At 36.8% G+C, this 20,848-nt stretch carries 18 protein-coding genes and 1 other RNA gene; 8 read left to right on the top strand and 11 right to left on the bottom strand.

What is annotated here, in order from left to right; genetic code table 11:
* Positions 1-85 precede the first annotated feature (85 nt).
* An RNA gene (gene rnpB, locus ABD682_RS13110) (RNase P RNA component class A) lies at positions 86-420 on the top strand.
* A 32-nt stretch (positions 421-452) separates the two neighbouring features.
* Here rnpB and ABD682_RS13105 read toward each other — a convergent pair.
* The 3 genes from ABD682_RS13105 to ABD682_RS13095 are packed head-to-tail and all read right to left on the bottom strand — an operon-like array spanning position 453 to position 2,543.
* Positions 453-986: an RsmD family RNA methyltransferase gene (locus ABD682_RS13105; protein ID WP_344741972.1), complete on the bottom strand. Its 534-nt coding sequence runs from the start codon at positions 984-986 to the stop codon at positions 453-455.
* A complete protein-coding gene (locus ABD682_RS13100) occupies positions 986-1,822 on the bottom strand; it encodes a DUF3822 family protein (protein WP_344741970.1) in 837 nt (278 codons plus the stop codon). Before ABD682_RS13100 ends, ABD682_RS13105 begins: the two co-directional genes overlap by 1 nt.
* The gene (locus tag ABD682_RS13095; protein WP_344741969.1) at positions 1,806-2,543 is read right to left on the bottom strand and encodes a hypothetical protein; all 738 of its coding nucleotides are present in this window, start codon (positions 2,541-2,543) and stop codon (positions 1,806-1,808) included. The genes ABD682_RS13100 and ABD682_RS13095 overlap by 17 nt, the downstream gene beginning before the upstream one ends.
* Before the next feature lie 121 nt (positions 2,544-2,664).
* Between ABD682_RS13095 and ABD682_RS13090 the strand changes: the two genes are divergently transcribed.
* From ABD682_RS13090 to ABD682_RS13070, 5 genes are all read left to right on the top strand, one after another.
* Positions 2,665-4,089, top strand: coding sequence for an ATP-dependent DNA helicase (locus ABD682_RS13090; RefSeq protein ID WP_344741967.1), 1,425 nt, complete (start codon positions 2,665-2,667; stop codon positions 4,087-4,089).
* Positions 4,090-4,173: 84 nt separating this feature from the next.
* Positions 4,174-4,902, top strand: coding sequence for a 3-deoxy-manno-octulosonate cytidylyltransferase (kdsB, locus tag ABD682_RS13085; protein WP_344741966.1), 729 nt, complete (start codon positions 4,174-4,176; stop codon positions 4,900-4,902).
* Positions 4,893-5,600 (top strand): HAD family hydrolase, encoded by a 708-nt coding sequence (locus ABD682_RS13080; protein WP_344741964.1) that lies wholly within the window; start codon positions 4,893-4,895, stop codon positions 5,598-5,600. Before kdsB ends, ABD682_RS13080 begins: the two co-directional genes overlap by 10 nt.
* A 106-nt stretch (positions 5,601-5,706) precedes the next feature.
* Positions 5,707-6,789, top strand: coding sequence for an iron-containing alcohol dehydrogenase family protein (locus ABD682_RS13075; RefSeq protein ID WP_344741963.1), 1,083 nt, complete (start codon positions 5,707-5,709; stop codon positions 6,787-6,789).
* A gap of 90 nt (positions 6,790-6,879) precedes the next feature.
* A complete protein-coding gene (locus ABD682_RS13070) occupies positions 6,880-7,428 on the top strand; it encodes a 1-acyl-sn-glycerol-3-phosphate acyltransferase (protein ID WP_344741962.1) in 549 nt (182 codons plus the stop codon).
* 160 nt (positions 7,429-7,588) lie between these two features.
* On the opposite strand, the gene ABD682_RS13065 is transcribed toward ABD682_RS13070, so the two are convergent.
* Complete coding sequence (locus ABD682_RS13065) at positions 7,589-10,174, bottom strand: zinc-dependent metalloprotease (RefSeq protein WP_344741960.1); 2,586 nt, start codon at positions 10,172-10,174, stop codon at positions 7,589-7,591.
* 172 nt (positions 10,175-10,346) lie between these two features.
* Between ABD682_RS13065 and ABD682_RS13060 the strand changes: the two genes are divergently transcribed.
* Positions 10,347-11,087 carry an NYN domain-containing protein gene (locus ABD682_RS13060; RefSeq protein WP_344741958.1) on the top strand — a complete coding sequence of 247 codons (741 nt, stop codon included), beginning with the start codon at positions 10,347-10,349 and terminating at the stop codon, positions 11,085-11,087.
* A gap of 30 nt (positions 11,088-11,117) precedes the next feature.
* Here the strand turns inward: ABD682_RS13060 and ABD682_RS13055 are convergent, their stop codons facing one another.
* The 7 genes from ABD682_RS13055 to thrA form a co-directional block, all read right to left on the bottom strand.
* On the bottom strand, positions 11,118-11,837 hold the full coding sequence (locus ABD682_RS13055; protein WP_344741957.1) for a YebC/PmpR family DNA-binding transcriptional regulator: 720 nt from the start codon (positions 11,835-11,837) through the stop codon (positions 11,118-11,120).
* Between the two features lie 69 nt (positions 11,838-11,906).
* Complete coding sequence (locus ABD682_RS13050) at positions 11,907-12,197, bottom strand: 4a-hydroxytetrahydrobiopterin dehydratase (RefSeq protein WP_344741956.1); 291 nt, start codon at positions 12,195-12,197, stop codon at positions 11,907-11,909.
* Positions 12,198-12,223: 26 nt separating this feature from the next.
* Positions 12,224-13,063 carry a sugar nucleotide-binding protein gene (locus tag ABD682_RS13045; protein WP_344741955.1) on the bottom strand — a complete coding sequence of 280 codons (840 nt, stop codon included), beginning with the start codon at positions 13,061-13,063 and terminating at the stop codon, positions 12,224-12,226.
* 15 nt (positions 13,064-13,078) lie between these two features.
* Positions 13,079-14,161 carry a glycine cleavage system aminomethyltransferase GcvT gene (gene gcvT, locus ABD682_RS13040; RefSeq protein WP_344741953.1) on the bottom strand — a complete coding sequence of 361 codons (1,083 nt, stop codon included), beginning with the start codon at positions 14,159-14,161 and terminating at the stop codon, positions 13,079-13,081.
* A 93-nt stretch (positions 14,162-14,254) separates the two neighbouring features.
* A complete protein-coding gene (gene thrC, locus ABD682_RS13035) occupies positions 14,255-15,547 on the bottom strand; it encodes a threonine synthase (RefSeq protein ID WP_344741951.1) in 1,293 nt (430 codons plus the stop codon).
* Positions 15,547-16,473 carry a homoserine kinase gene (locus ABD682_RS13030; protein WP_344741948.1) on the bottom strand — a complete coding sequence of 309 codons (927 nt, stop codon included), beginning with the start codon at positions 16,471-16,473 and terminating at the stop codon, positions 15,547-15,549. Before ABD682_RS13030 ends, thrC begins: the two co-directional genes overlap by 1 nt.
* A gap of 2 nt (positions 16,474-16,475) precedes the next feature.
* On the bottom strand, positions 16,476-18,920 hold the full coding sequence (thrA, locus tag ABD682_RS13025) for a bifunctional aspartate kinase/homoserine dehydrogenase I (protein WP_344741947.1): 2,445 nt from the start codon (positions 18,918-18,920) through the stop codon (positions 16,476-16,478).
* Positions 18,921-19,262: 342 nt separating this feature from the next.
* On the opposite strand from thrA, the gene ABD682_RS13020 reads away from it, so the two are divergent.
* The gene (locus ABD682_RS13020; protein WP_344741945.1) at positions 19,263-20,813 is read left to right on the top strand and encodes an NAD(P)H-hydrate dehydratase; all 1,551 of its coding nucleotides are present in this window, start codon (positions 19,263-19,265) and stop codon (positions 20,811-20,813) included.
* The last annotated feature ends 35 nt before the right edge of the window (positions 20,814-20,848 follow it).

Below are 20,848 nucleotides of genomic sequence, written 5' to 3'. Positions count from 1 at the left end.
CAAAGTTAAAAATTCAATTGATAATTCAGAATTACAGATTCAATATTTAATAGGAGTTATTAACAATTTATGTACTTTTGCAACCTAAGTAAATCGCCTTATCGCTGTTCGTTTTACGAATGGAGGAAAGTCCGAACACCTCAGTGCAGCACAGTGGTTAATCGCCACCGGTCGTGAGATCAGGAAAAGTGCAACAGAAAGTATGTACAGGTCATGCTGTAGTGAAATCAGGTAAACTCTGTGCGGTGCAATGCCATGTATACCGGCGTTTTAGGGTGGCACGCCCGATGCCGGAGGGTAGGCAGCTAAAGTGATTTGGTAACAAATGACTCAGATAAATGATAAGGGCTTTTTCTTTTTTGAGAATTCTTTTTTAAGAAAGAAAAAGTACAGAATTCGGCTTATAGATTTACTTGAATAAACAAGCTCTTTGCAAAAAGAGCTTTGTTTTTTTATTCGAAAAAACTAAAAACAGAACCCCCGTAATTTTTTGAATAACTAAATCGATCTTCCTGAGAGAGGTCGGTATGTTTGGAATGTTCGATAATCAGAATGCCATCGTCTTCTAAGAGCTCATTTTGAAACACCAATTTGGGAATTTTCGCAAATTGATCTTGGGAGAAATCATAAGGTGGATCTGCGAAAATGATATCGAATTTCTGAGTGGCATGCCCTAAAAAAGTATAAACATCACTTTTTATTGCGTTTATAGCCATTTGAAATTTTGAAGCCGTTTCATTTATGAATTTGATACAAGCATAATGATCGTCTACCGAAGTTATATCCTCAGTGCCCCTTGAGGCGAATTCATAACTGATATTTCCGGTTCCGGAAAAAAGATCTAGCACCTTTATGGAATCAAAATAATAAAGGTTATTTAGAATATTGAATAAGGATTCCTTGGCCATATCCGTTGTAGGTCGCACAGGTAGGTTTTTAGGAGCCTGAATTTTTCGACTTTTATAAATTCCGGTAATGATTCGCATTACAAACTTTTTATAAGTGTAAAATTAGTATGATGATCTTCTGGCTGGGCTTCAAGACTGTATTTGAAGGCATCTTCGCGGCGACCCAAAAACACAAACCGAACGTATTTGAACGTTATTATATACAAAGGACTATCTTTATTTATTTTTCCTAAAAAGATCAGGTTAAGGGTTTCCGGATTTAAACCCAATTGTTCAGCAGCGAAGAGAATGTAATAAATAAAATCTTCTTTGGTATTGTACTCAAATCTGTTGTAAAGTATGAGTTTCGCTTTTTCAACAACCACAATTTCAAAATGTGATACATGTACATTCACATAAAAATTGAGCTTATCCTGATTTTTTTCCAACTTTAAAATCGACTCGATCAATACTGTAGCAGCATGTTTATAAACGAACTCGCCATAAAGATCGTAAAGATAGTTATTGATATTCACATAAGGCACATAAACACAAACGCTGTCATTTATTTTAATCGTATCGTGAGCTATAAAATCGGATTTTAAAATCTTGGTGTTGAATTTCAGGTAATCCGCTTTAAATTCTTCTTTAAATAATGCCTTGGGAACCAGGCTAGACAACTCATTATCATGGATAACGATGACCTGATCAAAAGCATGCTGCAAATCTTCATTAGTATTCACAACATGTTTTAGTTTATCAAGTAATTCTAAAGGATTTAACTTTTTTTCAAAAGGAATATCCTTTAAGGTTATTACGGTTTGATTATTTCGATTTAGAATACAAAAAGAAAGTCCATTCAAACTCAGTTGAATGGACAGTTCTTTGTTAGTTAAGTTATTGTTTTTGTTGATGTTCTTATTCGTTATCGCCATAAGTTATCGGCCAGTTTCCTCCAGTTTTCACTTCGTTCATAGAACCTACTTTTAAGGCATCACCATTTACACCGTCCACAGAAACCACTTGATTTTCCTGAATTAAAAGATCTCTATCCTGATCGTATAAAATGACATCCTTTTTTACAGAAGCTTCAAAAACAGGTATTTTAATATCATTCTGATCTAAGAATCCTGCTTGCAATTGGAATTTTGCTCCCGGTTTTCCTACAGGAACATTCATCATGGTCTTGTAACGATCTGAATTTTTAAATAATGAATCCTTTACAGAAACAAAGCCTAAAGTATCAATGACTACAATATCTTTTGTAGTTTCTACTTGATATAATTTAGTTAAAGCCTCATCAATTACCGTGGAGTCACGACGCTGTGTAATGGTATATTGCGCAGTATCGATGAATTTGATGAGATTATCAAAACTATCAGTAAATTTTCCAGTAACGGTTCTGTGAGCTAACTCAGCATCTCTGATATCTTTCAAACTTTCAATGACCTTAGCGTAACGTTTTTGTTTTACCTTGTTAAATTGAATAGGATCATAAATAGAATTGTAGGTTTGGTATCCTAGAAAAATAATTAAAATCCATAAAAGAATATTTAATATAGGCTTGAATTTTTGTGGGATAAATTTATCAACCAGCTTCACCAAGCCAACTGTAACTAAAATTACCGCAACTGCAATAAGAATAATATTTAGCATAATAGTTTTTAATTTTTATTAATGGTATTTAGCAAATCTACAATTTTTTTTTAATCGTTAAAATCAAAAGAGACTAAAAATCATTTCTATATTTGAATAAAATATAATTTGCAGAGACTAAATGACGGCATCAGAATTTTATTCCCTTATAAAACAGCAATTTCCTTTTGAACCCACCCTCAAACAAAATATTGTACTACAACAACTCTCAGAATTTATTTTTTCAAAGAATAACGATGCGCTTTATGTTTTAAAGGGATATGCCGGTACGGGAAAAACCACGATTATAGGTACTATTGTTACCCATTTATGGAAAGCCAAAAAGAGTGCAGTACTTATGGCACCTACCGGGAGAGCGGCTAAGGTTATTTCGAATTATTCAAATAAAGAAGCCTTTACAATTCATAAAAAAATATATTTCCCTAAAAAGGAAAAGGGTGGTGGTGTTAAATTCGTATTGCAACCCAATAAGCATAAAAACACCTTATTTATAGTCGATGAAGCTTCCATGATTCCTGATACGCCCGGGGATTCCAAATTATTTGAAAATGGATCGCTTTTAGATGATCTCATGCAATATGTTTATTCCGGACATCAGTGTAAATTATTACTTATTGGTGATACGGCGCAGTTGCCGCCGGTGAAATTGGATTTAAGTCCGGCCTTGAACGAGAACACTCTGGAACTGAATTACAATAAACAGGTAACTAAAATGGAACTCGATGAAGTGGTGCGCCAAGAACAGGATTCCGGAATTTTAGCAAACGCCACCAAACTCCGCGATGTTCTAAATGAAGAAATTTTCGATGAATTTAAATTCGATCTCAAAGGCTTTAAAGATATTGTACGGCTTATTGATGGTTACGAAATTATGGACGCCATAAATGACGCTTACAGTACCTTAGGAAACGAAGAAACCACTATTATCGTGCGAAGTAATAAACGCGCCAATTTATATAATCAACAAATCCGAAGTCGGATCTTATTTAATGAAAATGAAATCACTTCCGGGGATTATCTTATGGTTGTGAAAAACAATTATTTCTGGATAAAGCCTACTACCGAAGCTGGATTTATTGCCAATGGCGATATTATTGAAATTCTGGAGATCTTTAATATTAAAGAACTTTATGGTTTCCGCTTTGCGGAAGTAAAGGTTCGTATGGTAGATTATCCGCGAATGCGCCCGTTTGAAACGGTTTTACTCCTGGATACCATTGATGCAGAAACGCCCTCCTTATCCTATGATGATTCTAATAAACTCTATCAGGAGGTCATGAAGGATTATCAAAATGAAAGCAGTAATTATCGTAAGTTCTTAAAGGTAAAAAGCAACAATTATTTTAATGCTTTACAGGTTAAATTTTCATACGCCATTACCTGTCATAAATCTCAGGGTGGCCAATGGCATACCGTTTTTGTAGAGCAACCTTATTTGCCCAATGGTATCGATAAAGAGTATTTACGTTGGCTATACACCGCTGTAACACGGGCCAAAGAAAAACTTTATTTGATCGGTTTTAAAGAGGATTTTTTTCATATTTAAAATACGCTTTGGAAAGATTAATTTAAGGAGCTCGCAAAACTTCTATTTTTGTTTTACTTTTGAAGAATAATCACGCATACTCTCATGAACATAATTGCCATGATTCCCGCACGCTACAGTGCCTCTCGTTTTCCAGCTAAACTTATGCAGGATTTGGCAGGTAAACCTGTTATTGTAAGAACTTATGAAGCTACTTTGGCTACAGGGCTTTTCGATGATGTTTATGTTGTTACTGATAGTGCGATCATTTTTGACGAAATTAAAAAGCACGGTGGCAAAGTGATTATGAGTAAAAAGGAACATGAATGCGGCAGCGACCGTATTGCAGAGGCGGTGGAAGACATGGATATCGATATTGTGATTAATGTTCAGGGTGATGAACCTTTTACTGATAAAAAGTCACTTTCCAAATTAATTGAGGTCTTTAAACATGATCCTCAGAAAGAAATCGATCTGGCCTCTTTAATGGTTCATATTACAGACGAAGCTGAAATAACCAATCCAAATACGGTTAAGGTAATAGTCGATAAAGAGAATTTTGCATTATATTTTAGCAGAAGTCCTATTCCTTATCCCAGAGACAAGAACGCCCACGTTAAATATTACAAGCACAAAGGTGTTTATGCCTTTAGAAAGCAGGCTATATTAGACTTTTACCACTTACCCATGTTGTCTTTGGAAGCCTCGGAAAAAATTGAATGTATTAGGTATTTGGAATATGGAAAACGCATTAAAATGGTTGAAACGGATATTTTAGGTGTAGAAATTGATACCCCGGAAGATCTTGAACATGCTCGCAAACTATGGAAATAAATTACGATAATATAATGGTTATTGGCTTTGATGCTGATGATACGCTGTGGGTTAACGAAACCTATTTTCGTGAGGCCGAAGCTACTTTTTGTGAGTTATTGTCTCCTTATGAAACGCCAAATAAAATAGACCAGGAGCTTTTTAAAAATGAAATTGCCAACCTGCCACTTTATGGTTATGGCATAAAGGCTTTTGTGTTATCTATGGTGGAAACCGCTTTGGAACTATCTAATAATTCTGTGTCGAATGAAACTATGGAGAAAATTTTACAGATTGGAAAAGATATGCTTGAAAAGCCAGTGGAATTGTTAGACGGTGTAGAAACGGTTTTGGAAACGTTATCAAAAAAGTATCGTTTGATTTTAGCTACAAAAGGAGATCTTTTGGATCAGGAACGGAAATTGGAGAAATCCGGTTTAACTAAATATTTTCATCATATTGAAGTATTGAGTGATAAAAAAGAGCCTAATTATTCAAAATTGTTAAGCCATCTGGATATCAAGCCCGAAGCGTTTTTAATGATCGGGAATTCGTTAAAATCAGATATTTTGCCTTTAGTGAATCTAAATGCTCATGCTATTCATGTGCCTTTTCATACCACATGGGCTCATGAACAAGTTAAGGCATCTGAAACTAACGGAAAAATGTATAAAACAGTAAGCACATTACGCGAAGTATTACCTCTATTAAAGTGTTAATTTACGTTGGATTCTAAGTTTAAGATTTAACAAAAATCCATCAAAATTAGCCCTTAAAAAATAAATTTAAGTACTACTTTTACGTTTTGTAAAAAAAACCTATTAAATGAGTTATAAGAACTTTCCAATGGTGTCAAATGTGATGTTTGGCAGAGGTAGTTTTAATCAATTAGAAGATATATTAGCCCCCAAACGTATCAATACTAAGGCCCCGTTTATTTTTTTAGTTGATGATGTTTTTAGATCAAATGTGTGGATAACTTCCAGAATTCCCCTGGCTTACGACGATAGGATCATTTTTGTATCAGCTAAAGAAGAGCCTAAGACTGAACAAGTGGATGCCCTGGTGGAAGAAATCATACTTATGACGAAGGAACGTCCTTCAGGAATTATTGGAATTGGTGGCGGAACTATAATGGATATTGCTAAGGCTATTTCTATCATGCTAACCAATAAAGGTGATGCAAAGGATTATCAGGGTTGGGATTTGGTTAAAAATGAAGCCGTATTTCATGTAGGTATTCCAACCATTTCCGGCACAGGTGCTGAAGTTTCCAGAACGGCAGTTTTAACCGGACCTGATAAAAAACTTGGTATTAATTCAGATTTCACACCTTTTGATCAGGTTATTTTAGATTCTGAATTAACTAAAGATGTACCGAAGGACCAATGGTTTTATACCGGAATGGATTGTTACATCCACTGTATCGAATCCCTCAAAGGAACTTATATCAACACGTTCAGTGAAACCTTTGGTGAAATGGCGTTAAAATTATGTAAAGAAGTCTTTTTAGAAGGTGAACTTAGTTCGGAGGAAGCTCAGGAAAAATTAATGATGGCCTCCTGGCATGGAGGTATGAGTATTGTTTATTCTCAGGTAGGTGTTGCGCATGCTCTAAGTTATGGGTTGTCCTATTTATTAGGAACGAAACACGGCATAGGTAATTGTATCGTTTTTGATCAGTTAGAAGAATTTTATCCTGAAGGTGTTCGCATGTTTAAAGCCATGAAAGAAAAACACAACATTAAATTACCTCAAGGTATATGTGCCGATTTAAGCGACCGAGATTTTGATATTATGATTAAAATTTCATTAAGTTTAGATCCGCTTTGGGAAAACGCCCTGGGTCCCGATTGGAAAAAAATAATGACTCCGGAAAAGATCAAATCATTATATCAGAAAATGTAATAGAAATATCCCAAAACGAAAGGTTTATAGTAACTAAAAATAATTTTGGGTTTTATATCTGATTCGTTTTAACCAATTAAATTTTAACAGATGAAATGGCTGGCCAAATTTATTTATCACAATATTTTAGGTTGGCGTGTAGTTGGCAGTGAAAACTTAGATCCAGCAGCTATAAAAAAAGCTGTAATTATTGCTGTTCCCCATACCAGTTGGCACGATTTTTACATTGGCATCCTGGCTCGAAAAATTATAGGCTTAAAAGCAAATTTTGTTGGAAAGAAAGAGCTTTTTGCATTTCCGATCGGATGGTTTTTTAGGAGTTTAGGAGGCGCTCCTGTAGATCGCTATACCAATGAAAATAAGGTTGATGCTATCGCAAAAATTTTTGAAGGAAAAGAAGAATTTCGTTTAGCATTAGCTCCTGAAGGCACACGAAAAAAGGTGAAGGAGTGGCGTACGGGCTTCTATTATATTGCTAAAAAAGCTAAGGTTCCAATTATCATGATCACCTTTGATTTCGAGAATAAACAAAACAAAATTTCCAAACCCTTTTATCCAACGGATGACAAGGAGGCGGATTTTAAGTTCATGCATAAGTTTTTTGAAGGTGTTAAGGGAAAAATCCCGGAATACTCGTAAATAGTGGGTTTTTATAAAACCATGGCATGCATTTTGCCGTATATATGACGAGCATGAAACATAAAGTAAACAATTCCTTGTCACTAAAAAGAAACATGCTATGAAAAGCAAAAAAGCTACTTCATTTGAAGTAGCTTTTTGATTTTAAAAAGGGTAATTATTACTTAACTTCCTTAATCGCGTTATCAATCAAGGTTCTTAAATGCTGTTTATGTGCTTTAGAAGCAATATTCCCAGTTGAGCCTGCCATATTGCGAATAGTTTTCAAATTGTATAAGGCCATCGATTTTGCATTGTAGGTATATTTTTCGGCATCTTTACCGGTTAACATATCTACTAACATGTTGGTGTAGGCCAATTGCAGATTTTGTCTAAAATCATTCACATTTCCATAAATGTCCTTTTTGAAAATGGCATCATTCAAATCTGTCATAAATGAGGATAAACTATACGCGTTTCCATATAATTCTGAATCAGTTATACGCTGTAAGGTATTCGGGTGTAACAAATGATCCAAAACACGTGTTTGATAACCTAGGGCCATACTGTGAATTTTAGGATCTTCAGGTCCTCTAAAGAAATTAAATCCACGGCGCTCCTGAGCTAAATAATTATATAGATCGTTTGGCGCATCAAAGGCGTCCGGTGCAAAGATATGATCACTTAAAGCTTTCATAGCTCTTTTTTGATCTTCTAAACTCACAGGGGTATAAGGTTGCGTTGCATTTTCCTGACCAACAAGATCTCGATTCACATAAACACCTCCGATAAATCTTGAAATGGTATTTGCAGCACCTGCTTTCTGCGCATTTAAAATGTAAAATACACGACGCAATTCCTCATAAAACTCACCTTCCTTCGAAAAGTTCTCTTTCGCAGTTTTCATCAGGTCATTTGCCAATCCAATTCTATCAACAGACCAGGTGATCTGATCGTTTGATTGATCGCCGGTGTTAACTCTTGGATCAATAGCTTTTCCTGGTGAGCGCATATCATCGGCATCATTACCAAAAATATGCTCAGGTTTGGTGGATTCACTTAGCAGAGCCTGACGCTCAGCTTCAGTTTTAAAAGGGGTATAGCCGCAACGGATAGCCCAGATATCATAAGGTCCAACACTAACATCATCATACTGACCTTGTTTACTTCTGTCTCGTGTAATGTTTAGCGCGGCATAATCCATTACAGAAGCTGTTAAACATTTTCCTTTAATAAATTCAGGATCTTCTAATTGCTCAGGTGAAAACAACTGACTGGCCTTCATATTGTGATAAAGTCCTAAGGTGTGTCCAACTTCATGCATGATCAAAGCCAACATCGATTGCTTTCTGATTTTTTCCATTTCAAAATCATCAGCTCCTGTGGCACTCACCACAGCATCGGCGAACATAAGTTCTTGATGTATTTCGCTTCCCAAAGAACAAAATTTCATATCGTTCATAATGGGCTCTTCATCAGCTTCCATGCCCACATTATTATATAATTTATCATAAAGTACACGGTTTGTAAAATGAACAAACTCTAACATGATATCTGCACCTAAAATTTCCCCGGTTTTTGGGTTCACAAAACTTGGTCCGTATCCACCATATGCCGGATCTGGAGAAGATACCCAACGCAATACATTATAGCGAATGTCGCCGGCATCCCAGTCGGCATCATCAGGTTGCACTTTCACGGCCATAGCATTTTTAAATCCGGCCTTTTCGAAGGCTTTATTCCATTGTAAAACACCCTCTTTGATGGTTTCACGCCATTCATAAGGTGTCGTATTTTCAATCCACCATGTAATTGGTTTTACAGGTTCGGAGATTTCAGCATTAGGGTCTTTCTTTTTTAAGTTCCAACGGTGAATAAGGTCTCTGAAAGGCGTAGAACTGGTGCTTGTTTGGTCGTCAATTTGTTCTGTGAAAAACCCAACACGCTGGTCATCAAAGCGCACTTCATAATCGTTATCAGGCATTTCCATTAAACTGTGAAATACTTTGATACTTACATTTCTTCCATCGGCCACGGCATTTGAACCTCCATTTAGAATAGAAGGTGAAGAATACACGTATTCTACTTCCATATTGGTGTTTTCAGGATAATTTTTGATCGCTAAAATTTTGGATTTCGATTTGCTTAAACTTCCCAATTTAAACGACATTGGAGAACTACCCGGCCGCGACGGACTTTTGATCTGGGATAGGGTTTCTGCCAAAAAGAGATCATCGGCTTCAATGAGGTAAAGGCCTTTATCTTCATCAAATGCTTCAATTTTTATACTGGCCATATTGCCCTCGCTCATATTCGCATCCTTGGATTTTGATAAAGGGTTTTCAGGGTCGAAATAGAATGAAGTATTTTGAGTAATAAATTCAATTTTGTTGAAATACTTTTGAACTTTAAATACTTTGGAACCTCTATATGATCCTCTGATAATGCGTCCGGCATCCATAACACCATCGGCAATCTGACTAAAATAGATGTATTCCTTATCCAATTGATCTTTGGATATCACCATTTTAAGTGATCCGGTTATGGTATCTTGATAAATGGTAAAGAGACCATCCATTTTCTTACTTGATTTGGTAAGATCAGCAATGGATTTGTCTTTTTTCGGGGCTGGCGTTTTGGCCTCAACATCATCTTTTTTCTTGTCTTTACGTTTACGCTGAGCTTCAACATTAGAGGGACTCAGCAACAATGACAACGAAAGGAAAAAACTAAAAATGTAAAGTGCCTTTGGTGATTTTGACGTCATTTTTAAATTGGTTTTAAAATATTATTTAATAATTGAAAGTTAGTCAACGCTAAAAATAGGCATTGTCGAAAAATATAATTTCTTAAAAATTGTTAAAATTGATACTAAATCTCTGTTTTATAGTGCATTTTAGAGCTTCAACCTTTGATATTTAATCCCTACCTTTACCGATATGATAAAAGACACTAAACTTGCCGTTTTAATTGATGGCGATAATATTCCTTCAAAGTACATTTCTGAAATGTTGGAAGAAGTTACAAAGTATGGTACACCCACCATAAAACGTATTTATGGGGACTGGACCAAACCACATTTGTCTAAATGGAAAAAGATCTTGCTGGAACACGCTATTACGCCCATTCAGCAATACGGATATACCACAGGAAAAAATGCCACGGATTCAGCGATGATTATTGATGCTATGGATATTTTATACTCCCAGAAAGTTAACGGGTTTTTCCTGGTGTCGTCCGATAGTGATTTTACCAAATTAGCCACGCGGTTACGTGAGGCCGGGTTGGCTGTTTACGGTATGGGAGAAAAGAAAACTCCGGATCCATTCATCGTAGCCTGCGATAAATTTATTTATTTGGAGATTTTGAAATCAGATGGTGATGGTAAAGAGGAAAAGGGTAGTAGTTCTAAAAAGGAAAATTTATATAACATTACGCCTAAAACGATTCGGCTTTTGAAAAGCTCAGTAAACGCTGCTGCCGATGATGATGGCTGGGCGTTTCTTGGAGATGTGGGTTCATTAATCTTAAAAAAGCAACCTAATTTTGATTCACGTAATTTTGGTTTTGCTAAACTCACACCATTATTCAAGTCTTTAGATGAGCATTTTGAGTTGGAACAGCGAGACCAGCAATCCAGCGGCCGTTTCAAACTTATTTATGTAAGAAATAAAGAATAAAAAAAAAGCGCTATCAGCGCTTTTATTTTTTTAATCCGTAGATTCTTCCATGGTGTGATACACGTTTTGAACATCGTCATCCTCCTCGAGCTTTTCAAGAAGTTTTTCTACATCTTCGGCTTCTTCAGGTGTTAGTGTTTTAGTGACTTGCGGAATGCGTTCAAAACCGGAAGACAAAATTTCAATACCGCGTGATTCTAATTCGGACTGAATAGCTCCGAAACTTTCAAAAGGGGCATATATTAATATACCGTCATCATCAACAAAAACTTCTTCAGCACCAAAATCTATTAATTCTAATTCCAGCTCCTCAGGGTCGATCCCTTCCGCAGGAATTCTAAAATTACAAGTATGGTCGAACATAAAAACCACGGACCCTGATGTTCCTAAACTACCATCACATTTATTAAAATAACTCCGAACATTTGCAACGGTTCGGGTATTATTGTCGGTAGCGGTTTCTACAAGAACAGCAATACCATGCGGTGCATAACCTTCAAAAATAACTTCTTTATAATCACCTAAACTTTTATCACTTGCACGCTTAATGGCACGTTCGATATTATCTTTAGGCATATTTACCGCCTTGGCATTTTGGATCACAGCGCGCAGGCGGGAATTCGTATCGGGATCGGGACCACCTTCTTTTACGGCCATTACAATATCTTTTCCAATACGCGTAAAGGCCTTACTCATGGCCGACCACCGCTTCATTTTTCGTGCTTTTCTGAACTCAAAAGCTCTTCCCATAATAAAATAGTTTTTAATCCTTCCGCGAAAGCGGAACTAAAAATGTATTAACAGGTCACAAAAATAAACTTATTCTTCTGGTTCTACAATAGCCTCAATGGCTTCAATAAGTTTAAAATCTTTATCCGTTACACCACCTGCATCATGTGTAGAAAGTGAAATTGTTAGAACATTGTAAACGTTCGTCCAATTTGGATGATGATTCTGAGCTTCACATTCAAAAGCAATGCGGCTCATCGCACTAAAGCAATCTTTAAAATTCTCAAATTCAAATTCTGCGTGCAAAGCATCATCGAAATAATCCCAATCCGGATAACGCAGTAATTTTTTTTCAATGTCGGTGTTTGATAATTTATCCATAAGAAAAATTCGTTTTTTAAAATTACTTATATTTTTAATTCTGTTAAAATATCCTGACTGTTTAATTGTAAATGTTTCGGTAGTTTGTTGCATTTAGGGAGTACAGCCAAATACCGGTCGTCATTTGTAGTGTAAACCCGTTTGTAAATTGCTTGTTGCTCCAAATTTAATGATTCAGTGATTTCCTTAATGAAATCGTCGTGGTGCACCAAATCGGTACTTCCCAAATGAAAGATCCCGGATTTTTTACGATTTATAATGTAGTGAATTTGCTGCGTTACCTTTGAATCATTCGTAACATTCATGATAAGGTTTGGAAATACTTCGATAGGTTCCTGAGTTTTTATATGTTCTATGATCTCCGTAATTCGGGGAGAATGCGCACCAAAAACCATGGGTAATCTTAAAATGGCAATTTGCCTTTTGGGCAATCGCATCAACATATTCTCAATTTTGATTTTGAAATGCCCATACACACTATTACTTAATGTTTTATCATCTTCATAACTCGGGTATTTGCTGTAAGCATCAAACACATTGGCCGAGGATAGGAACAGTAATTTTATTTTATTCGAAAAAACATATTCTGCTAAATGCTGGTGGAGGAGTACCTGTTTAGAAAAATCACCTCGAAGGGCTGAAATGATTATTGTGGGTTTTGTAATATCCAGAATTTCATAAATATCATCTTCTTCAATATTGTATTGAAAGAAATGGTGATTCTTCTCCAGAGCCGTATTCGAGCGATTGTAAGTTCCGAAGGTGTTAAAATAGGCGCAAAGTTCTTTGTAAATAGCTGAACCAAGGAATCCGCTAGCTCCAATAATTAAGATGTTATGCTTACGGTCGTTCGTCTGTTTTGACATGAATCGGATGCTATTTTATTTTTTGTAAAATGGTAGTTTTACGATGGTCGCCGGAATAGTTTTATTTCTAATTTGAATATTTATAGTATTTCCAATACCACAATGTGCCGTGTTTACATAACCCAGACCAATACCTTTACCCAAAGACGGACTCATAGTTCCAGAGGTAACTTCACCAATAGGCTCATTGTTGCCATCAACAATCGGGTAACCATGTCTTGGAATTCCCCGTTCGTTTAATTCAAAAGCGATAAGTTTTCTTTTTGGACTGGCTTCTTTTTCAGCCTTTAAAGCTTCAGAATTGGTAAATTCTTTGGTAAATTTTGTAATCCAACCTAAACCGGCCTCAATAGGAGACGTAGTATCGTCAATATCGTTACCGTACAAGCAATAACCCATTTCAAGACGAAGCGTATCCCGTGCGGCTAAACCAATGGGCTTAATACCAAAATCTGCTCCGGCCTCTAATACCTTATCCCAAACCTGTTGTACATCGCTGTTTTTGCAATAAATTTCAAAACCACCACTACCGGTATAACCTGTTGCTGAAATGATCACATGTTCGATACCTGCAAAATCGCCAACAATAAAATTGTAGAATTTAATGGCCGATAAGTCGTGACTGGTTAGAGGTTGAATGGCTTCCACGGCCTTAGGGCCTTGTATAGCTAATAACGAATAATCATCGCTTATATTTCGCATGGTGGCTCCAACAGCATTTTTAGATTCCAGCCAGTTCCAGTCTTTTTCTATGTTACTGGCATTTACAACAAGTAAATATTGCTCGTCCTTAATCTTGTAAATAATCAAGTCGTCAACGATACCGCCCTCATCGTTAGGCAAACAAGAATATTGAGCCTCGCCGATACTAAGTTTAGAAGCATCATTACTAGATACCCGTTGAATAAGATCTAATGCGTGTTCACCTTCAATTAAAAACTCACCCATATGCGATACATCAAACACGCCTACAGCATTTCTAACAGTTTCGTGTTCTATGTTTACGCCTTCATATTGCACAGGCATATTGTAACCTGCAAAAGGTACCATTTTGGCTCCCAGAGCTTCATGAGTTTTAGTTAAAGCGGTGTTTTTCATTTACGCGTTTTTTTAATGTGTGATCAAGTTGCGCAAATGTATTGAAAATTTATAATACCGCTTTCGCGGAAGGGATAAAAGGTTTGTTAAAACTTAGTCTAATAAAAAGGCTTTTAAATCTTCGTATGCCGTCATGGAAGTGGCGACCTTTTCTCTGCCCATAACCGCTTGAATTTGCTCAGGAAGTTCTTGTTTATCAGCAATGACTTCTTCAACAACATCCAAGAATTTTGTGGGATGCGCCGTTTCTAAAAATACCGTATGGACTTCAGGATGATTCTTTAAATAGGCTTTGCAACCCAAATACCCTACGGCACCGTGTGGATCGGCTACGTAATGATAATCTTTGTAAAGTTCGAGCATCGCTGCCTTTGTTTCTTCATCTGAAAAACTGAAGGAACTTAAATGATGTTTCAGGATTTCGAAATTATTCTTATAAATTTCCTGAATGCGGATAAAATTACTTGGCGCCCCAACATCCATGGCATTACTAATGGTTGGAATTGCAGGTTTTGGTTCGTAAAGTTGAGATAGTAAATAACGGGTTACCACATTATTGACATTATTTGATGCTATAAAATGACTCACAGGCATACCCAACTTTTGGGCCATCATACCGGCACAAATATTACCAAAGTTACCGCTGGGAACAGAAAACACGAGGTCTTTATGTTTTTTGTGTAAAGCTTTGTAAGCGAACATAAAATAGAACATCTGCGGTAACCAACGCGCCACGTTTATTGAGTTGGCAGAAGTCAGAGCCATTATACTTGTGAGATCCTCATCCAGAAAAGCCTGTTTTACCATGGTTTGACAATCGTCAAAAGTGCCATCTACCTCCAGGGCTTTAATGTTCTGTCCTAAGGTTGTAAGCTGCTTTTCCTGAATATCACTCACTTTTCCGCCAGGATATAGAATAACAACATTCACGCCTTTAACACCTAGAAATCCGTTGGCTACGGCACCACCGGTATCACCTGAAGTAGCAACCAAAACGGTGACCTCGTTTTCATTATTTTTATTGAAATATCCCAGACAACGTGCCATGAAACGCGCACCAACATCTTTAAAAGCCATGGTGGGCCCGTGGAATAACTCCAGCGTTGAAACCTGGTTACTTAAAGGAACCACCGGAAAATCAAAAGCTAAAGTTTCTTCGATGATACGTTTGAGTTCTTTTTCAGGTATATCAGGACTTACGAATTGTTTGATGGCTTCAAAAGCAATTTCTTCATTGGAAAAATCATCAATATTAGCCCAAAATCCTGTTGGTAATGGGGTAATATTTTCAGGAAAATAAAGTCCTTTATCAGGAGCTAAACCCTTAATAACCGCTTCTTTAAATGTGGCTTTTGGCGCTTTATTATTTAACGAGTAATACTTCATTAGCCTTTTAATATTTTTACACCTTCAGTATTAATTTTTCCAACATAAATATCAAAAGCAATATCGGTTTTTGAAAAAATAGACCTAATCGCTTCTGCTGCGTTCTTCGCATTTTCAGGACCTTCGCTCAAGCTAAATATTGAAGGACCGGAGCCGGAGATCCCACAACCGAGGGCGCCACTATCAACTACTGCTTTTTTAACAGACTCAAAATGTGGAATTAATTTACTTCGATAAGGCTCCACAACGACATCAACCAAAGAATCTTTTATTAATTGATAGTCGTTGGTATGTAAAGCGTGAACCAAGCTTCCAACGTTGGCCCATTGTGTAATGGCTTTATCCATAGGGATTTCTGGTGGTAAAATAGCGCGTGCTTCAGACGTTTTTATCTCAATTTGCGGATGCACAACAGTTGCATATAAATTTGGAGGTGTGGGAATTTCTAATACTTGAACAGGAGCGATACTTTTAACTAAAGTAAATCCGCCAAAAATAGCCGGAGCCAAATTGTCGGCATGTTCACATTTACTGGCAATGGCTTCACCTTTTATGGCAAAAGTAGTAAGTTGGGTTTTGTTGAAAGGTCTTCCAAGAAGTTCATTCATACCAAATACACTTCCAACAGCACTAGCAGCGGAACTACCGATACCACTGCCGGGTTTAATCTTTTTATAGATCTCAATTTCGAATCCGAAATCAACATCAATATGATTATACATTTCCAAAGCAGAAACACCCGCAACATTCAATGCGGTATCGTAGGGCAGATCAAACCCTTCGATCTTCGAAATAAAAATACCTTTTTTTTCTACTTTTCTAATGATCATCTCATCACCAACCTGATCCAGACAAAAGCCTAAAACATCATAACCACAAGATACATTTGCAACCGTTGCAGGCGCCAATATTTTGATACTATCCATGTTTAATTATTTCCAATTCTAATGATATCTGCAAATAGGCCAGAAGCTGTAACATCGGCACCCGCGCCGGCACCTTTAATAATCATCGGTTGTTCAGGATAACGAATGGTGTAAAACATCACGATATTATCCTTTCCTTCCAGGTTATAAAATGGATGTCCTTGCGGAATTTCCTCCAAACCAACACTGGCTTTACCATGATCAAACTTAGCTACATACTTCAATTGGCAATTTTTCGAAGCAGCCGAAGCATACAATTTTTGATAGTGTGCTTCATCTTTGATAAGCGTTTCATAAAAATCTTCAACGGAATCACTTTTCAGTCCCGATGCTGATAAAAAGGATTTGTTTTCGATATCTTCTAAATTCATTTCAACGCCGGCTTCGCGAGCCAAAATTAAGATTTTTCGAGCAACATCAACGCCACTGAGATCGATTCTTGGATCGGGTTCTGTATAACCTTCGGCAGCAGCCTGTTTTACAACATCGTAAAACCTGGTTTCTGCATTAAAATGATTGAAAACAAAGTTCAAACTTCCGGATAACACCGCTTGTATAGAAGTTATCTTATCGCCTGAAGCGATTAAATTATTTAAGGTGTCTATAACCGGTAATCCGGCGCCCACATTCGTTTCAAATAAAAATGGTGCATTGTATTTTAAACTTAATCGCTTTAGCAGGTTATAATGCTCAATATCGCTGGAGCATGCAATTTTATTACAAGCCACCACGCCGATACTTTCTCGCAGGTAATCAGGATAGGTTGCTGCAACGTCTGCATTAGCGGTAATATCAACGAATATACTATTACGTAAGTTTAATTTTTTCACGGTATCAAAAAAACCATTTAAACTGGCTTTTTCACCGGAGGCTAATTGGTTTTTCCAATTATTGAGGTCCAGACCATCTTCATCAAAGATCATGGTTCTTGAATTTGATAATCCGGCGATCCGCAAATTGATCTTTAAGTTATCTTTCAAATATTTCTTTTGCGCTTTAATTTGCTCAACTAAACGTTCGCCAACATTTCCAACTCCTGTTATGAACACATTCAATTGTTTTGTTTTTGTTTCAAAGAACTGCTCATGCAGGGTGTTCAAAGCTTTTTTAACGTCTCTTTCTGCAATAACCACGGAAATATTCTTTTCTGAGGCACCTTGCGCTATGGCTCGAATATTAACGTTGTTTCTACCCAAAGCACTAAACATTTTTCCGCTTAAACCCTGATGATTTTTCATATTATCCCCAACCAAAGCAACAATAGACAGACCCGTTTCTACGGTTAAAGGTTCAATTTTATGCCAGGCAATTTCATATTCAAAAGTATGGTCTATGGCTATTTTTGCGCGTTCCGCCTCATGCGCTTCAATCCCTAAACAAATAGAATGCTCGGATGATGCCTGGGTGATCAGGATTACATTAATCTTCTCCTGCGATAAGGTTTCAAACAAACGTTTTGAAAACCCCGGAATTCCTATCATACCGCTACCTTGCAAAGTCAACAACGCAATATTACCAATGTTGCTAATGCCTTTTACAGGTTTGGAGCCATTGGTAGCTTCATTAGAAATAATAGTTCCTTCTGCTTCGGGATCCATAGTATTCTTAATATGGATCGGAATATTGAGATCCAGAACCGGCTGTACTGTAGGCGGATACAACACCTTGGCACCGAAATGTGATAATTCCATAGCCTCCTGATACGAAATGCTTTTAATTGGGTAGGCCTGTTTTACCAATTTTGGGTTGGTGGTGAACATACCACTAACGTCGGTCCAGATTTCCAATGTTTTAACCTGGAGCGCAGCTGCAACAATGGCTGCGGTAAAATCAGAGCCACCGCGACCGAGCGTCGTATCTTCGCCATGCCGCGATCTGGCAATAAATCCGGGAAGAATAGTAATTGATTCTTCTGAAGTTTTAAAATAATCGCGGATCAGTTGATTGCTAATGCTGTAATCTACTTCGGCTTTTGTGAAGTTTGAATTGGTTATAATGAGTTCCTGTGTATTCTTCCGCGCAGCGGAAATTCCCCTGTTTATAAGGGTTTCAGCTATAATAAATGATGATAGTTTTTCACCATAACTAAGGAGTTTGTCTGATGTTTTAGGCGATAATTCGTTGATGAGATAAATACCATCTAATAGACTTTTGAAGTCGTCCAATATGTTTTGAACAGTATCTAACAAAATCTCAGATGGCTTCTCATTGAGTTCTTTGATTATGTCGAAATGGATGCCTTTAATTGCTTCAAATGTTTCTGTGTATTGGGCGTCTTTACTTTGGGCTTGCCTTCCTGCAAATAGTAATTTATCTGTTATACCGCCAACGGCTGAAACAACACAAATCACGGCTTCCTGTTGGGCATATTTTTCAAGTATGCCAATAACTTTATTGATAATTTTTGAAGATCCGACTGAGGTTCCTCCAAATTTTAAAACGTTCATGTTTTAATGAATTGTAAGTTGATAAAATAAGTAATGAAAAGGTGATTTAAAAAATCACAAAAATGGCCTGTAGGAAATGTAATTAGCAACCCCAAAGGGTAGTAGTCGTTGCAGTAGCTACCAAAGAAACAGCGGTTCCTTCTGAGAAAAAAGGAAAAGAAAAGCTCTTATTACTGTTTGATTGATACATGATTACTATTTATTACCCTTCAAAAGTATTACTTTTAACCTAATAAAAAAACTTGTGGTATTTTTTTGCAGGATTCTTATGTACGCTTGATTTTTATAGAAAAAATGCCACTTTAAGTCCAAAGAATTGAAAAATCAATAATCGAAAATTTCATGAAACTTTTTTCAAGAGAGCAAATTTACGAAGCTGACCAACAAACCATTAAAAAACAAGATATTACTTCTACAGAACTTATGGACCGTGCCGGAAGTCAGATTTTTAATTGGATGCATTTGCGTTTACAAGGTGCACAAGTGCCTATTCATGTTTTTTGTGGCATTGGAAATAATGGAGGAGATGGCCTCGTTCTAACACAACATTTAATTTCTCATGGTTATCATGTTACCACTTACATTGTAAACTACAGTCATAAACGTTCGAAAGATTTTTTGATCAATTATGACAAAGTGAAATCGATGACAAAAACCTGGCCGGTAGTACTCGAGGATAATGAAGCTTTTCCTGAAATTAATCAAGAAGATATCATTGTTGATGCTGTTTTTGGTATTGGTTTGAACCGACCTGTTCCTGATTGGGTGAAGGATTTGTTTATCCATTTTAGAAAAACTAAGGCTTTTACTTTATCTATTGATGTGCCTTCCGGACTATTTCTGGATCAACCTGTTAAAGATGAGGATGCTGTGGTATGGGCAGGTTACACGCTAAGTTTTGCTTCTCCTAAATTGGTGTTCTTTTTGCCAGAAACGGCGAAATATACTGCACAATGGGAAGTTTTGGATATTGGTTTGGATCAGGAGTATTTAATGTCGACAAAAACAGAAGCTGATCTCATAGGAAAACATGAGGTTTTACCATTATACATGCCTCGGGATAAATTTTCTCATAAAGGGACTTTTGGACATACGCTTATCATAGGAGGTAGCTATGGTAAAATAGGAGCGGTGATTCTATCCAGTAGGGCTGCATTATCAGCGGGATCAGGCTTAGTGTCTGCTTATGTGCCTAAGTGCGGTTACATACCTTTGCAATCTTCATTTCCGGAAGCAATGGTACTAACAGACCGGGATGAAAATGAAATTACCGAGATCTCATTTGATTTGAAACCTACCGTTATTGGAATGGGCATGGGATTGGGAACAAGCCCGAATACACTGGATGCATTTGAAGCTTTTTTAAAAAACAATAAAACGCCACTTGTTATTGATGCGGACGCCATAAATTTACTTTCTAAGAATAAAGCACTTTTAAAATTGTTGCCGATACATTCTGTTTTAACACCACATCCCAAGGAATTAGAGCGCCTCATTGGAACCTGGTCTGATGATTTTGAAAAACTTGAAAAAGTAAAATCCTTTTCAAAAAAATACCATGCTGTAGTGGTGATCAAAGGAGCGAATACCATTACCGTTTTTCAGGAAAAAATATATATAAACACTACAGGCAATCCTGGTTTGGCAACGGCAGGAAGCGGTGATGTACTAACCGGAATTATTACCGGATTAATTGCTCAAAGTTATAGTGCTCTAGCGGCTGCAATATTCGGGGTGTATCTACATGGAAAGGCTGCTGATATCACTATTGAAGATTATGGCTATCAAAGTTTAACGGCGACTCATGTTATCGAATACATGGGTAAGGCCTATTTAGATCTTTTTGAACAACCTCAACAATTGCCACAGGAGGAACCGAAGGAAGATAATTAAAAAGAAAGTAATAAAAAAAGCCCGATACGAAGCGG

The sequence above is a fragment of the Gaetbulibacter aestuarii genome, assembly GCF_039537665.1.
Taxonomy (GTDB): Bacteria; Bacteroidota; Bacteroidia; order Flavobacteriales; family Flavobacteriaceae; genus Gaetbulibacter_A; species Gaetbulibacter_A aestuarii.
Note: the sequence above shows the minus strand (reverse complement) of the source record. Positions and strands in the feature narration are given on the sequence as shown.